The organism is uncultured Abiotrophia sp. (genome assembly GCF_938010525.1).
Classification (GTDB): domain Bacteria; phylum Bacillota; class Bacilli; order Lactobacillales; family Aerococcaceae; genus Abiotrophia.
The window spans coordinates 42041-55181 of sequence record NZ_CALLVK010000005.1 but is presented as its reverse complement, the minus strand read 5'-3'; the positions used below and the strand labels follow the sequence as shown (position 1 = coordinate 55181).

Sequence of the window (13141 nt, the reverse complement as noted above, 5' to 3'; positions counted from 1 at the left end):
TACCATCTAAACCATGTTTTTACTTGAGTTTCATTTTTAATGTTTAACTCCTGCATTACTTGTTTTGTAGTATATCCCTGTAATTTCATTTCTACGGCTTTATTCTTTGTATCGACAGAATAGGCCACACGTTTTTTAACCATAAAAAGACACCTCCATGTGCATTTGATTATATTGTACCTAATCCAACTTGGAGGTGTTTTTATTTAATTCTCATTTACGGGGGTCAGTGCCGTGAGCATGCCCACCCTTTTTAAGAAGAAGGCCGATTGAGCTGGCTTCAAACAAATAAGTGCCTCAAAAGTTGGACCTAAGATCCAGCTTTTGAGGCTCCTTTATACTTTGCAGGCTCCTTATTCTTCCCGATATAAATCTGCCTGTAGGGCATACAAATCAGCATAGTAGGCGTTACGCTGAAGTAACTGGTCGTGATGATCAAAGCCGACGACTTGGCCGTCTTTTAGGACTAATACCTTATCGGCTTTTTTGACCATGGCCAAGCGGTGTGTGACAAAGAGAACAGTCTTATCTTCCGCCAGTTCAAGGAACTTGGTGACAAGTTGATTCTCTGCGCGTGCATCTAAGGCAGCAGTTGGCTCATCTAGGATGAGAATGGGTGCTTGAGAATAGAAGGCACGTGCCAAGGCAAGCTTTTGCCATTGGCCACCCGAAAGCTCGCGGGAATCTTCAAAACGTTTGCCTAGGGTTTGGTCCAAGGTTAGCAAGTCGCCTTCTTCAATTCCGCCACGTTGCAGGCTGGCTTGCAAGGCAAGGGGGTCATCGGCTTGGTCAATTCGTGATAAGGCCACATTCTCTCGGACCGTCAGGTCAAACTTAGCGAAATCCTGGAAGACGGCGCTGAACTGTTGCCGGTAGTGGACGATATCTAAGTCCAAAATATTATGGCCATCAAACTCTACCTGACCCTGATCCGCCAGATAGAAGCCTAATAAGAGTTTGATTAAGGTAGACTTACCGGCCCCATTTTCGCCGACCAGGGCGATTTTTTGACCACGTGCCATGTCAAAGCTGACCTGGGATAGGGTGGCTTTATCTGCGCCTGGATAAGTGAAGCTGACATTTTGAAATTCGAGTGAGTCAAATTCGCTCGGAACTTCTTGATTTCCAAAACTGGTTTCTTCCTCAAGTTCCAAGAAGTCAAAGAAATTAGACATATAGAGGAGCGTATCATAGAGCAAGCTCGAATCCTCTACCAAGCGGCTGACACCTTGAATGGTGTAGGTGATTGCAGTCGCAAAAATCATAATAGCGCCCACGGCGAAGAGTCCGGACTTGACCCCTTGAACAAGATAGGCAAAGCTCAGGACACTGACAAGGCCAGTCACTACTAGAAAGGCAGTTGAGAGCCAGAGCTGACGCCGTCGGTTGCCTTGAACTGCGGAGCGTATTTGGCTGAAAATTTGCCGATACTTATTTTGGAAGTAGCCATGCAAATGATAGAGACGGACTTCCTTGATATAGTCTGCTGTCAGTACAAGGCTCGCGTAGTAGCTTAGTTTGCGCGAATCCTCACTGTTAGCAACCAAGGTTTCAAAGGCCTGTTGCTGAATCCGATAAGCCATCAGACCTTGAGGAATCAGCACCATGATTAAGACCACCGCAATCAGCCAATGGAATTGGCTGAGGAGGGCGAACATGGAAATCACCAAGAGGGCATTGCTGATGAGACTGGTCCCGAAAACTAGCAGATTGACCGGACGCCAACTGGCTTCAGAACTGATTAAATCAATTTTATTGTAGAAGTCATGGTCTTCATACCAAGCCAAGGTCTGGATAGATTCCGCCTTTTTCATTATCTGATCATTAAGGGCAAAGGTTAACTGGTCAGTCAAGCGACCCTGTAAATAAAGGTTGAGAGGGGTCATGGCATTGCCCAGTATGAAAGCTAGCCCCCAAGCTAATAGGAGCCAGACTCCTTCTTGTCTACCACTTGCCAGTTCATTCATGAGCTGGTTAATCAGATAGAGCGTTAGGGAAGGCAGTAAGGCTTGTAGGGGAATGGTAATCAAAAGTCCCAGAGCTAAGCCACCCGCTGCCTGCCAGACAAAACGAAGACTGCGGTAGTAGAGCGACATATAGGATGTGAAAGTAGAAAATAAGCTCATAAATTATTGGCTCAAGCAGCTTATCGCGCTTGAGTCAGATTCCCTGAGTCGTAGGAGTGATTTGGGGAAGAGTAGCTTTCAGATAGACTAGCCACATCCTTACTAGTATGAAATGCTACCTTCCCATTGTTTGTTTGAGTCACTGAATCTTTACCCCAAATCATGTTAGCCAAAGGATACTTTGAGTCATGATTAAGGAATCCATAGAAAGCAAAATTCGACATGCATAAACCTCCGTTCATCGTGATGACTATTATAAGTGTTAATCGATGACGACTAGCATTGTAAATAAGTTTAAGGCACATCCTTTGTTTCAAGGAAGTGACCTAGTTAAATTGAGTCATGGGTATCACTTCTTTCAAGTAAGACTAGGGAGTCAGATACATAGGTTTACTAGTATTATACAAGGGAAAGTTAGAAAGTCAAACCAATTTCTAGTGTTAATCTAATTATATGTGTATAAAATTAGAATGGTGATATGCCCCAAATATGAGAGAGTGGCTAAGCGTAGGGATAGTTAGCTGCACGTTAGACCAAAAAGCAGTAAATCATAAGTGATTTACTGCTGATTGCTTTTTGGGCGCTTATTTAGATTTGTCAATTTCCTTAGCTATTTTGCTCTTTCTAAGTTTTCTCTTTGCCACCTTATTTAAGAGAACCAGGGGATTGAGGCTGTATGATAGTTGCCAGTGAAAGTAGTTGATCCACTCTATGAGGGCGAAGAGCCAAATGGCTACTGCTATCAGGCTAACTGGCCAGGAGCTGAATTCGATTAGGATGATTGGCATGCCGAGGGCTAATAGGATGAGGTCTACTTGTCTGAGTAGGCCATAAATCCGGCCTGTCTGCTTGATCGCAAAGCTGGGCTTGCTAAGGCGCTTGATCAGAATCCACCAATAAAGGGAACCTTGTAGCAGGATAAGGCTGACTAGCAAGAGGGGGTAAGTGATGGAAATCAGGGCTTGTGGTGTGGTCAACCATTTTTTGAAGAGGAAGAAATTGAGCCAGAAGACGGCAAGGGCGACTAATTCGCCACTGGCTAGACTATAGAGTTTTTGCTTGATATAAGCTTTCACAGTATGCAACACCTCCCTTATCTTAAATTCTAAAGGGCTTAGGAGCCAAATACAAGTTAAATTGAAAAAAGGGCTTCCATATTGCTTGACACTGGTGTATAATGAAAAAAACATTAAATCAAGAGGTGAATTTAATGAAAGAAACTAGGTCGCTTAATGTCAATTCCCTCAATAGCACGGGCTATTATTGTTCTTAATTTATGGTATCTAGCGAGTTAGGAGGAAACACCATGAGTCATACGCACTATACCCTAGCAACCAATCGTCAGTACGCAAGCAAGCGGACCTTATTTTATTCACTTCTAGCAACTTTCATACTAGTCCTATCGCTTCTCACGCCTAGTCTAGCCCTGGCTCAGTCTAATGCCTTGTCAGGTACTTATCTAGCGCAATCTGCCCACCTCATTAAGAAGGTAAGTGTTACGGAAACCGGTATGGAGCTTGAGATTGATGCTGAGCAACTAGCTAAGCAAAGTCAAGCCTTCCAAACTTTAATGACCGTCAACCAGCGGGCGCTGGCTAAGAAAATCAAGCCCGGCATGACTAGCCAGGAAATCGAGAAAACACGCCAAGAACTGGGTTTGGATGTGGCCGCCTATCAGAAAGCCCTAGGCCAAGAAGTAGAACCAGATAAGATGGTAGAAGTCCTTGAGAATCAAGTGTCCGGTCTCTACGCCAATGTTAGAGAGACAGGGACCATCTATCTGCGGCTAACTAAGCCTGAACTGAGCCAGTCAGAAAGCACTATTCGGGTTCGCCTACTAGGCGAAGAAGTTCTGACCTTGACTGAAGTCTCAGATCAGGGCTTTAAGTTGGATCAGGTTGCCTTTGTTAAGGAATAATCTCTTAAGCACCTTGCCTGAGGGCAGGGTGTTTTTGTCTTTGGGAAGGCCTTTTGGGCTTGCAGTTGCTACTTTATCCCGCTACAATAAAATGAGAAGACATAAGGAGGCCGGTCATGACATTTCCAGCAGGATTTCAAGCAAAATACTTAGCCCTATTGGGCCCAGAGGAGGGGCAGGCCTTCCTAGATTCCTTTAAGCTAGAGGCGGAGTCCGGCTTCCGGGTCAACCCTCTCAAGGCCAGTCAGTCAGCTTTGCCTGAATCAGCCCAGCCCATGCCGGGCACTCCTTGGGGTTACTATGGCAAGGTGGCAGGCAGCTCGACCGCCCATGTGACGGGCTTGGTCTACTCTCAGGAGCCAGCCGCTCAAATGGTGGGACAGGCAGCCGCACCCCAGCCAGGGCTCAAAGTCCTAGACTTGGCAGCAGCTCCTGGGGGCAAGTCGACCCATTTGCTGTCATACTTAGATAACCAAGGCCTCTTAGTAGCCAACGAAATTCATCCCAAGCGCAGCAAGATTTTGGCTGAGAACCTGGAGCGCTTCGGGGCTCGCAATGTGGTGGCAACCAATGAGTCGCCAGAGCGCTTGGCCCAGATCTTTCCGGCTTACTTTGACCTGATTGTGCTGGATGCCCCCTGCTCGGGGGAGGGCATGTTCCGCAAGCAGGCTGAGGCCATGGACTACTGGACGCCGGAATATCCCAGCCAGTGCGCGGCGCTGCAGCGAGAAATTCTGGAGCAGGCGCTGCTCATGCTTAAGCCAGGCGGGACCTTGGTTTATTCGACTTGCACTTGGGCGCCTGAGGAGAATGAGGACATTGTGGCTTGGTTGCTGAAGCACTATCCGCTGACCTTGCTTGAGGTGCCTAAGCTCAATGGCATGGTGCCGGGCCTGACCTATTCTGAGACGGCCCGCATGTATCCGCAACATTTCCGGGGCGAGGGGCAGTTTGTGGCCAAGTTCTGCTATGAGGGGCAGGAGACTGATAGCAAGTCTCGTAAATTCAAGCCCCTCAAAGCCAAAGTGACGGCTGAGCAGCTTAAGCTCTGGCAGGACTTTGCGGCTAGTCATCTGACCGTGACCTTGCCAGGCGTCCTCCAGACTTTTGGCGACCATCTCTATCTTTTGCCAGAGGGTCTGCCGGATTTAGGCAAATTACGGATTGCCCACAAGGGTCTGCATTTGGGTGAATTCAAGAAGAAGCGCTTCGAGCCTAGCTTTGCTCTGGGCTTGGCACTGCGTCCGGATGAGACGGTCAGCCAGGTGGCCCTGTCCGAAGAGCAAGTTACTCGCTACCTAGCCGGCGAGACGGTCGATTTGGCAGAGGACAAGCCAAATGGTTGGTACCAAGTCCTAGCGGGCGGCAACGGCCTAGGCTTCGCCAAGGTCACCGGCCGAGTACTCAAGAACTACTATCCAAAAGGCCTGCGCCTGCGCCGCAACTGAGTGGAAACAGGAGAAAGGCTAGGAGCTAGTGGACCACTCCGTCGAGTGGACCACTAGCTCGGGTCAGAAACCCGGAAAAAGGCGGAAACTGGGGCAAAAGCTGTGAGCCAGTGGACCACTCCGTCGAGTGGACCACTAGCTCGGGACAGAAGTCCGGAAAAAGTCGGGAACCGTGGCAAAAGCTAGGAGCCAGTGGTCCACTCTGTCGAGTGGACCACTAGCTCGGGACAGAAGTCCGGAAAAAGGCGGAAACCGTGGCAAAAGCTGGGAGCCAGTGGTCCACTTTGTCGAGTGGACCACTAGCTCGGAGAGGAATCCCGGAAAAAGGCGCAAACCGAGTCAAAAGCCAGCAACCAAGCAGCAACCACACAAAAAAAGCGAGGCAGCACTGGGCTGGCTCGCTTTTGCTTTGTCTAATAAGAGATTATTCAGCTTCAGCGTCTGAGGCTGGAATAATAGAGGTTGGGATTTCGTCGATGGTGCCGAAGTACCAGTCAACAGAGTCGCCGGCTTTGAGGACTTGAGTTTTAGCCCCGTGATCAGCCACTTGGCCGTTTAAGAGGTAAACCCAGGTATTTTCGCCGTCGTTGACGTTATCGAAGAAGTTGTCGATGACTTGTTCTTCTTCATTGTATTTGAAGCGGATTTCCTTGTTGGATTCCATTGCTTCGAAGACGGTCTTACCAGCGGCATTTGGTACATCAAAGCTACCGATGACTTCGCCGTGCACATAGAACTTGAAGGTAACGGTGGTAGATTTTTCTTCGCCAGAAGCTTTGGATTCGCTACTGTGACTTTCGCTAGAAGTGCTAGCAGAAGAACTAGAAGCAGCAGAAGAGCTAGATTCTGAAGATGAGACAACTTGGGCAATGTTAGAGCCAGAGACTTGAGGACTTGGTTGGTTGCCTTTCAATACCCCTGATAAAATAGCCCATAAGGCAATAATAATCGCAATTAAGAAGACAATCGCCGCAAGTACAAGTGCTAATCGTTTGTTTTTCATACGATCCCTCCTGATTAAGTGTAGTTACCTATACGTTACCAATAATCAAGCGGAAAGTCAAATCTTTCGCAATTGTAACCGGATTAGCTAGCATATTATTTCCGTCTTGACGGGCTTTTGGTTATAATATAATGAAGGAAATATATCATGTCAAAAGGAGTGCCGTCATGAGAGTAGAGACCCATTCAGCCCAAGACACCCAAGCCTTGGCAGCAAGCCTGGCTCCCGTCTTACCTGCAGGAACCTGGATTCGCTTGGAAGGGGATCTGGGGGCTGGCAAGACCACCTTTACCCAAGGATTGGGCAAGGCCTTAGGAATTGCGCGGGCTATTAAGAGTCCCACCTATACTATTGTGAAGGAATATGACTTGGAAGGCCAAGCGGCGCCTCGTCTCATTCATATTGACGCCTACCGACTGGAAGAAGGGGGCGCTGACACGGTGGACTTGGCTTCCTATCGCCAGCAGGGTGACTTGGTCCTGGTGGAGTGGGCTCAGTTTATCGAACCCGAACTCCCGACGGCCTATCTTGACCTGGCACTCTCATACGGTCAAGAGGTCGACGACCGGGTCTTGACCATCCAATGGGTTGGGGGCCAGGAGCCAGAATGGTTGAGCCAATGGAGCAAAGAGGTAGGCGACCATGCCAGATAAGCAGGATGTAGAAGTCATTATTCGTCAGGCAGAAGTTAGTGATGCTCGCGCTATTTTGGGTATGTTGGGCCAGATTCGCCAGGAATCACCCTATGTGGTCCTAGCCGATAATTCCGATGATGTGGATGCGCAAGTGACCATTATCGAGCAATATGACCAGCATCCCCACGCCCTCATGCTAGTCAGCGAAGTGGATGGACAGCTGGTGGGCTTTGCGACGGTTCAACCTCAAGGACTGCCGGCGCAAGCTCATGTGGCCGAAATCGGGGTATGCCTAATTGCCGAGTATTGGGGCTATGGCATTGGCTCCCTTTTGATGGAGACCATGCTAGACTTTGCCCAGGGGGTGGGACTGCGTGTCCTGCATCTGGAAGTCATTGCGGACAACCTGCCAGCCATCGGTCTTTATAAGAAATTCGACTTCCAGGAGCGAGGTCGACTGACGCAACGCGTGGCCCGTGGCGGCCGCTACTACGATACCATCCTGATGGAACATGTACTCAAGGATTCAGGCCAGTAAATTATGTGAAAAGAGGTTAATTTATGGTGGATTTAGCCAAATTACAAGATAGCTTAGGGACTTTGACTATCAAAGCCAATGAACCCTTATCCAATTATACCTACACCAAGACCGGGGGGCCTGCTGATCTCTTAGTCTTCCCACGTTCTGTGGAAGAAGTCCAAACGGTCCTAGCGGCAGTCAAGCAAGAAAACTTGCCTCTAACAGTTCTGGGCAATGCCAGCAACCTCATCGTCAAAGACGGTGGTATCCGGGGCCTAGTCATGATTCTAACAGACATGCAGGAACTGGTCCTAGAAGGTAACCAGTTGAAGGCAGCCAGTGGGGCGGCCTTGATTGAAGCCAGCCGTCAGGCGGCTGCTGCCGGACTGACTGGCTTGGAGTTTGCCTGCGGCATTCCGGGTTCCATTGGTGGAGCCATCTATATGAATGCCGGCGCCTACGGGGGTGAGGTCAAGGATGTCATTAGCCAGGTGCAAACCATGACGCGTGACGGCCAGCTCAAGACCTACGCGGGAGCAGATTGCGACTTCAGCTATCGCCACAGTCGTTTCCAAGAAGGGGACGAGGTTATTTTAGGCGTCACCTTCGATTTAGCGCCAGGAGATCAGAGCGCCATTGATAGCAAGGTGGCCGAGTTGACCCACCTACGTCAAAGCAAGCAACCGCTAGAATATCCGTCTTGCGGTTCAGTCTTCAAGCGGCCTGAGGGTTACTTTGCCGGCAAGCTCATTCAAGATGCTGGCCTGCAGGGCTATCAAGTAGGTGGTGCGCAAGTCTCGACCAAGCACGCGGGCTTCATTGTCAATGTAGACCATGCGACAGCTACCGACTACTTGGAAGTCATTGAACACATTCGGCTGGTGGTCTGGGCCCGGACTGGGGTCTTCATGGAGCCAGAAGTACGAATTATTGGCGAAGATTAAGAATTTGGGACAGGTTATAAGACCTGTCCTTTTTGCTTGGCGTTATGCAAACTTAATCTAAAAAATTCGCAAATATCGTTGACTATTGGGCGGAGATGGTTCACACTAGAACAGTGAGATGAATTTATGGACAAAGGAGTGGGAGACTATGACCTGCCGAGTCATCAAACTGGCCGTGTTTGCCCCCCCATTAAGTGGGCATCTCTATCCCGTTCTGGGCTTGATGCAACCCTTATTAGATAACCCTAACTATGATATTACCGTCTATACAGGCGTGACCAAGGTACCGGTAGTTCAGGCTTTGGGCTTTAAGTGCCAGGCCCTCCTGCCTGATCAGCCAGATGTCTTCGACAATATTGCCTCGACCGATACTAAACTCAATGCCTCCACTCTCTACGGGCAGATTCAGGCTGCCATCACCATGTGTCAGGACCTCATGACCCAGGTAGAAGCCATTCTGAGAGAGACTCAACCTGATGTGGCCACCGTGGACTTTGTCTTCGCCCCCCTCGGCATGGTCTGCGATAAGCTAGGCCTGCCATGGTTGACGACCAACCCGACACCTTTTTCAATCGAAAGCAAGACCGACGCGCCTGCCTTCCTAGGAGGGCTTAAGCCGCCTCTTAACTGGCGCCAAGCCTTGCGCAACCGTCTAGGGCGGGGCGCCGTCCATGGCTTCAAGCGCCTAGTCTATCGACTCTTTGTTAAGAAGGCCCTTAAGCGATTTGACCCCGTTATCTACCAGCAGTTTAAGCTCTATCGTCAAAATGGCGAAGAGGGCTTCTATTCGCCTTATGGCATTCTGGCTCTGGGTATGGAAGAATTGGAGTTCCGCAAGGACTTTCCAGCTCATCTGACCTGGTTAGGCCCGACCTATCCTAAGAAGCCAGTAGCCGATTTCCACTTGCCAACTGACCTGCCAACAGTCTTGGTGACCAATGGGACCCTGCTACCTTGGGGCAAGGAATCCCTGCTGACCATCGTCAAGCGTCTGGCGCAGGCTCATCCGGATATTTGCTTTTTGGTGACGGCCGGCAGTGAAGCCCGCCAAAACCAACCGGTAGAAGCCATTATGGACAATGTCTACCGCTATCAGTACATTGATTACGAGGCGGTTCTACCTCATGTCGATTACGTCATCCACCACGGTGGGGCCGGCATCCTCTATGCTAGCATCCGCCATGGCAAGCCGGCCTTGGTCATTCCCCATGACTATGACCAGTTTGACTATGCGGCGCGACTAGAATGGGCCGACGCCGCCTTGGTAGCTAGCCTCAAACGGCCAGACTCCATTGAAGCTGGCTTTAAACAGCTGCTAAGCCGGACGGATTGGACCGCTATGAAGACCTTGCAAGGCCAACTCCTGGATTATCCAACCCAGGAACGCCTAGAAGCGGCCATTGCCCGCGTCCTCAAATAAACTAGACTCAAAAGGTTGAAGCTTTTACTGCTTCAACCTTTTTGATTTGCCCACAAAAAAAGCCCGGGCAAAGCCCAGACTTAATTTACATGATTAAACTTGTTCTTGGTAGTTGGTCTTGGTTTGGTTAAGCCAAGTGTAGACAATCCCAATTAAGAGGCCACCACCTACTAGGTTACCAAGGTAAGAAACACCCCAGTGGCGTAGGACATTGACTAATTCAAAACCTTTAGCTCCTTTGAAAGGTGAGAAGAGCAAGATAGACATAGAAGCGAAGTTAGCTACCACGTGTTCGTTGGTCATGTAAACAAACATGAAGATTGCAGACAGCACTAAGGTGAGGCGTGCTGCTTGATCCTTAACTAAGACGAAGCAGAGAATGGCAATGTTAACTAAGACGTTAGCCACAATCCCTTCAAGGAAGACTTGGCCGTTGCCACGAGCCAGTTTTGTTTGGATAATGCCGACCAGGGCTGAGTTCTCATTGAGGTTAGCAAAGGCTGCGGTATTGCCTAAAAGATAGCCAGCGAATAGGGTCCCAACTAAGTTGAAGATGGAACAGATTAAGAGGACTTTGAGTGCTTTTTTCCAATCGATGGCCTTGCTGAAGGTCCCTGCCGAGAGGAACATCATGTTGGAAGTAGCTAGTTCCCCGTTGAGGAAGACAGCGTAAGCCAAACCGAAGGCGAAGATGAAGGCGAAGAAGAAGCGGCCTAAGCTTGGGTGCAGGGTGTTGATTTGATCAGCAGCAACAGCCCCAGCTGCGGTTGACAAGGTCAAAAAGGCGCCGGCGTAAATAGAGCGCGCTGCGTAGCGACCAAGGCTCTCTTCCAGAAGCGCTGCTTTCTTGGTGCAGGCTTTTTTAATAAAATCTACGAATGGTGATAATGACATATCTGACATGGTTTTCCCTCCAATAAAAGATAGTTTCATTATAGCGCATTTTTGGGGGCTTGATAAGTAGCTGAGGCAATAAAATGACAAATTTTCGACAGCCTTTTCATTTGGCTGAGCTTGTGCTAGAATAGGCCAGTAAATAAATTAAGTAAAGGAGTCTCTTATCTTGAGCCAACGCCGTCTCATCTTACCTAGCCTCATTGTCCTAACAGAGCTCGTAGGCCTCACCTTCAATCTCTATCCTAATAAATGGCACCAGTTAACCTACTATACCTTGTTATCCAATATTTTGGTCTTAGCCTTCTTCGCTTGGCTAGTGCTGGGGCGCCCGGCGCTATCTGCTAGCCTGACCCGCATCAAGGGGGCAGTGACAACGGCCATTCTCCTGACCTTCTTCGTCTACCTGGTCTTGTTGATGCCGACTGCGACACCCGAGCAGTTCTGGCGGGTCCAGAACTTTGCCCTGCATTTTATTGCGCCTGTTCTGGTCATTCTAGATTGGCTGCTCTATGATGCCAAGGGCCACTATCGTTGGTTTGAGCCCTTGACTTGGACGGTGTTGCCCCTTATTTATATGACCTTTGCCCTGATACGGGGCGCTGTCTTCCATCTGCCCATCCCTAACGAGAAGGCCTCGCCTTATCCTTACTTCTTCCTCAACATTGACCGGATTGGCTGGTGGGGCTTGGTCAAATATTTTGTCGCCATTTTGGCGGTCTTCCTCTTGCTAGCCTATGGCATGCTAGCCCTGAAACGGGCCCCAAAAGTAGGGCGTTCTCATGAAAAACACTAGTACAGATTAATTCTCATGTAAAACAGACCAAAGGCGGAATCTAAAAGATTTGCGCCTTTTTTGTTTTTTTTAGACTGAACACTTTTTTTTTAGGCCTAAAGGGTGTAAACTAGGAGTTAGAGTTTTATCACTAGAAAAAGGAAGTGGCCAAATTTTATGGTAATGTTCAAACGCTTAGCTAATAACATCAAGGGCAAACACCTCAAGATTGTTTTCCCAGAAGCTAACGACAAACGTGTATTAGGGGCAGCTGTTCGTCTACGTGTAGATGACTTAGTAGAGCCAATCCTCTTAGGGAATGTAGAAGAAGTCAAGGCCTTGGCAGCACAAAACAGCTGGAATATCGATGCCTTCACCATTATCGATCCAGAAACTTATGCAGAATATGACGCGATGGTAGCAGCTTTCGTAGAGCGCCGTAAGGGCAAAGCAACCGAAGAACAAGCACGCGACTTGCTCAAAGACGTGTCCTACTTCGGGACTATGTTGGTCTACATGGGCTTAGCTGATGGCTTAGTCAGCGGGGCCGTTCACTCAACTGGTGACACCGTTCGTCCAGCCTTACAAATTATCAAGACCAAGCCAGGCATTACCCGTACATCTGGGGCCTTCATCATGGTACCAGCTGAGAGCGATGGTCAAAAATTAGTCTTTGCCGACTGCGCCATCAACATCAACCCTTCAGCGCAAGAATTAGCTGAAATCGCAGTAGAATCTGCTCACACTGCTAAAATCTTTGACATCGAGCCACGCGTGGCCATGCTCAGCTTCTCAACCAAGGGCTCAGCTAAGGCACCTGAAGTGGACAAGGTGGTAGAAGCAACTAAGTTGGCACAAGAATTAGCGCCAGAAGTGCTCATCGACGGGGAACTCCAATTTGACGCTTCTTACTCAGAAATCGTGGCGGACCAAAAGGCGCCAGGTTCTGAAGTAGCCGGTCATGCGACCGTCTACATCTTCCCAGACCTCCAATCAGGTAACATCGGCTACAAGATTGCGCAACGTTTGGGTCGCTATGAAGCCGTAGGTCCAATCTTACAAGGTTTGAACGCGCCAATCTCTGACTTATCTCGTGGTTGCGTGGAAGAAGATGTCTACAAGGTAGCCATTATCACCGCTAACCAAGCTTTAGCAAAATAAGCCATCAAGAAGAGGCTGGGCAACCAGTCTCTTTTTCTTAGCCATGAGCCTGCAGGGCTCGTCGGATAGGCCTTCATGTGCTATAATAAACCATGTGCTAAGAGCACCTAGTCCCCGTACCTCAGTAGGATAGAGGATTCGCCTCCTAAGCGGACTGCCGCAGGTTCAATTCCTGCCGGGGACGTCATTAAGTAAGAGAGTCTGACCATTCGCCCGAGCGAGTGGTCAGACTTATTTTTGTGGGCAAAATTACTTGGGCTGCTAGCAAGATAGTGTTAGCTTATTGCCAGCTTGGCC

12 protein-coding genes, 1 tRNA gene and 1 pseudogene are annotated in these 13141 nt (G+C 49.0%); 9 read left to right on the top strand and 5 right to left on the bottom strand.

Annotated elements, in window-relative coordinates:
- The 3 genes and pseudogenes from Q0339_RS01150 to Q0339_RS01140 all read right to left on the bottom strand — a co-directional run.
- Positions 1–143 (bottom strand): annotated as a pseudogene (locus tag Q0339_RS01150) (IS3 family transposase); the annotation flags it as partial.
- A 210-nt stretch (positions 144–353) separates the two neighbouring features.
- The gene (locus Q0339_RS01145; protein ID WP_298076934.1) at positions 354–2126 is read right to left on the bottom strand and encodes an ABC transporter ATP-binding protein; all 1773 of its coding nucleotides are present in this window, start codon (positions 2124–2126) and stop codon (positions 354–356) included.
- A 584-nt stretch (positions 2127–2710) separates the two neighbouring features.
- Positions 2711–3202 (bottom strand): hypothetical protein, encoded by a 492-nt coding sequence (locus Q0339_RS01140; protein ID WP_298076933.1) that lies wholly within the window; start codon positions 3200–3202, stop codon positions 2711–2713.
- 230 nt (positions 3203–3432) lie between these two features.
- Between Q0339_RS01140 and Q0339_RS01135 the strand changes: the two genes are divergently transcribed.
- Both Q0339_RS01135 and Q0339_RS01130 read left to right on the top strand, forming a co-directional pair.
- Positions 3433–4044, top strand: a complete 612-nt coding sequence (locus tag Q0339_RS01135) for a hypothetical protein (protein ID WP_298076932.1) — start codon at positions 3433–3435, stop codon at positions 4042–4044.
- 116 nt (positions 4045–4160) lie between these two features.
- Positions 4161–5492 (top strand): RsmB/NOP family class I SAM-dependent RNA methyltransferase, encoded by a 1332-nt coding sequence (locus tag Q0339_RS01130; protein WP_298076931.1) that lies wholly within the window; start codon positions 4161–4163, stop codon positions 5490–5492.
- 424 nt (positions 5493–5916) lie between these two features.
- On the opposite strand, the gene Q0339_RS01125 is transcribed toward Q0339_RS01130, so the two are convergent.
- Complete coding sequence (locus Q0339_RS01125; RefSeq protein ID WP_298076930.1) at positions 5917–6495, bottom strand: DUF4430 domain-containing protein; 579 nt, start codon at positions 6493–6495, stop codon at positions 5917–5919.
- 167 nt (positions 6496–6662) lie between these two features.
- Here Q0339_RS01125 and tsaE point away from each other — a divergent pair, with 167 nt between their 5' ends.
- From tsaE to Q0339_RS01105, 4 genes are all read left to right on the top strand, one after another.
- The gene (tsaE, locus tag Q0339_RS01120; protein WP_298076929.1) at positions 6663–7148 is read left to right on the top strand and encodes a tRNA (adenosine(37)-N6)-threonylcarbamoyltransferase complex ATPase subunit type 1 TsaE; all 486 of its coding nucleotides are present in this window, start codon (positions 6663–6665) and stop codon (positions 7146–7148) included.
- On the top strand, positions 7138–7668 hold the full coding sequence (locus tag Q0339_RS01115) for a GNAT family N-acetyltransferase (RefSeq protein ID WP_298076928.1): 531 nt from the start codon (positions 7138–7140) through the stop codon (positions 7666–7668). The genes tsaE and Q0339_RS01115 overlap by 11 nt, the downstream gene beginning before the upstream one ends.
- A gap of 23 nt (positions 7669–7691) precedes the next feature.
- The gene (gene murB, locus Q0339_RS01110) at positions 7692–8594 is read left to right on the top strand and encodes a UDP-N-acetylmuramate dehydrogenase (RefSeq protein ID WP_298076927.1); all 903 of its coding nucleotides are present in this window, start codon (positions 7692–7694) and stop codon (positions 8592–8594) included.
- Between the two features lie 148 nt (positions 8595–8742).
- A complete protein-coding gene (locus tag Q0339_RS01105) occupies positions 8743–10014 on the top strand; it encodes a nucleotide disphospho-sugar-binding domain-containing protein (protein WP_298076926.1) in 1272 nt (423 codons plus the stop codon).
- A 93-nt stretch (positions 10015–10107) separates the two neighbouring features.
- On the opposite strand, the gene Q0339_RS01100 is transcribed toward Q0339_RS01105, so the two are convergent.
- Positions 10108–10908 carry a formate/nitrite transporter family protein gene (locus tag Q0339_RS01100; protein WP_298076936.1) on the bottom strand — a complete coding sequence of 267 codons (801 nt, stop codon included), beginning with the start codon at positions 10906–10908 and terminating at the stop codon, positions 10108–10110.
- A 169-nt stretch (positions 10909–11077) separates the two neighbouring features.
- Between Q0339_RS01100 and Q0339_RS01095 the strand changes: the two genes are divergently transcribed.
- The 3 genes from Q0339_RS01095 to Q0339_RS01085 all read left to right on the top strand — a co-directional run bounded on the left by Q0339_RS01095 (position 11078) and on the right by Q0339_RS01085 (position 13028).
- Positions 11078–11704: a Pr6Pr family membrane protein gene (locus Q0339_RS01095; RefSeq protein ID WP_298076924.1), complete on the top strand. Its 627-nt coding sequence runs from the start codon at positions 11078–11080 to the stop codon at positions 11702–11704.
- 156 nt (positions 11705–11860) lie between these two features.
- A complete protein-coding gene (gene pta / locus Q0339_RS01090; protein ID WP_298076923.1) occupies positions 11861–12844 on the top strand; it encodes a phosphate acetyltransferase in 984 nt (327 codons plus the stop codon).
- Positions 12845–12954: 110 nt separating this feature from the next.
- Positions 12955–13028: transfer RNA gene (locus Q0339_RS01085), tRNA-Arg, on the top strand.
- Positions 13029–13141 lie beyond the last annotated feature (113 nt).

Excerpts from the sequence above, each read along its gene's own strand:
- Q0339_RS01145 (WP_298076934.1), bottom strand. The coding sequence starts at position 2,126 with ATGAGCTTATTTTCTACTTTCACATCCTATATGTCGCTCTACTACCGC.
- Q0339_RS01135 (WP_298076932.1), top strand. The coding sequence starts at position 3,433 with ATGAGTCATACGCACTATACCCTAGCAACCAATCGTCAGTACGCAAGC.
- Q0339_RS01130 (WP_298076931.1), top strand. The coding sequence starts at position 4,161 with ATGACATTTCCAGCAGGATTTCAAGCAAAATACTTAGCCCTATTGGGC.
- Q0339_RS01125 (WP_298076930.1), bottom strand. The coding sequence starts at position 6,495 with ATGAAAAACAAACGATTAGCACTTGTACTTGCGGCGATTGTCTTCTTA.
- tsaE (WP_298076929.1), top strand. The coding sequence starts at position 6,663 with ATGAGAGTAGAGACCCATTCAGCCCAAGACACCCAAGCCTTGGCAGCA.
- Q0339_RS01115 (WP_298076928.1), top strand. The coding sequence starts at position 7,138 with ATGCCAGATAAGCAGGATGTAGAAGTCATTATTCGTCAGGCAGAAGTT.
- murB (WP_298076927.1), top strand. The coding sequence starts at position 7,692 with ATGGTGGATTTAGCCAAATTACAAGATAGCTTAGGGACTTTGACTATC.
- Q0339_RS01105 (WP_298076926.1), top strand. The coding sequence starts at position 8,743 with ATGACCTGCCGAGTCATCAAACTGGCCGTGTTTGCCCCCCCATTAAGT.
- Q0339_RS01100 (WP_298076936.1), bottom strand. The coding sequence starts at position 10,908 with ATGTCATTATCACCATTCGTAGATTTTATTAAAAAAGCCTGCACCAAG.
- pta (WP_298076923.1), top strand. The coding sequence starts at position 11,861 with ATGGTAATGTTCAAACGCTTAGCTAATAACATCAAGGGCAAACACCTC.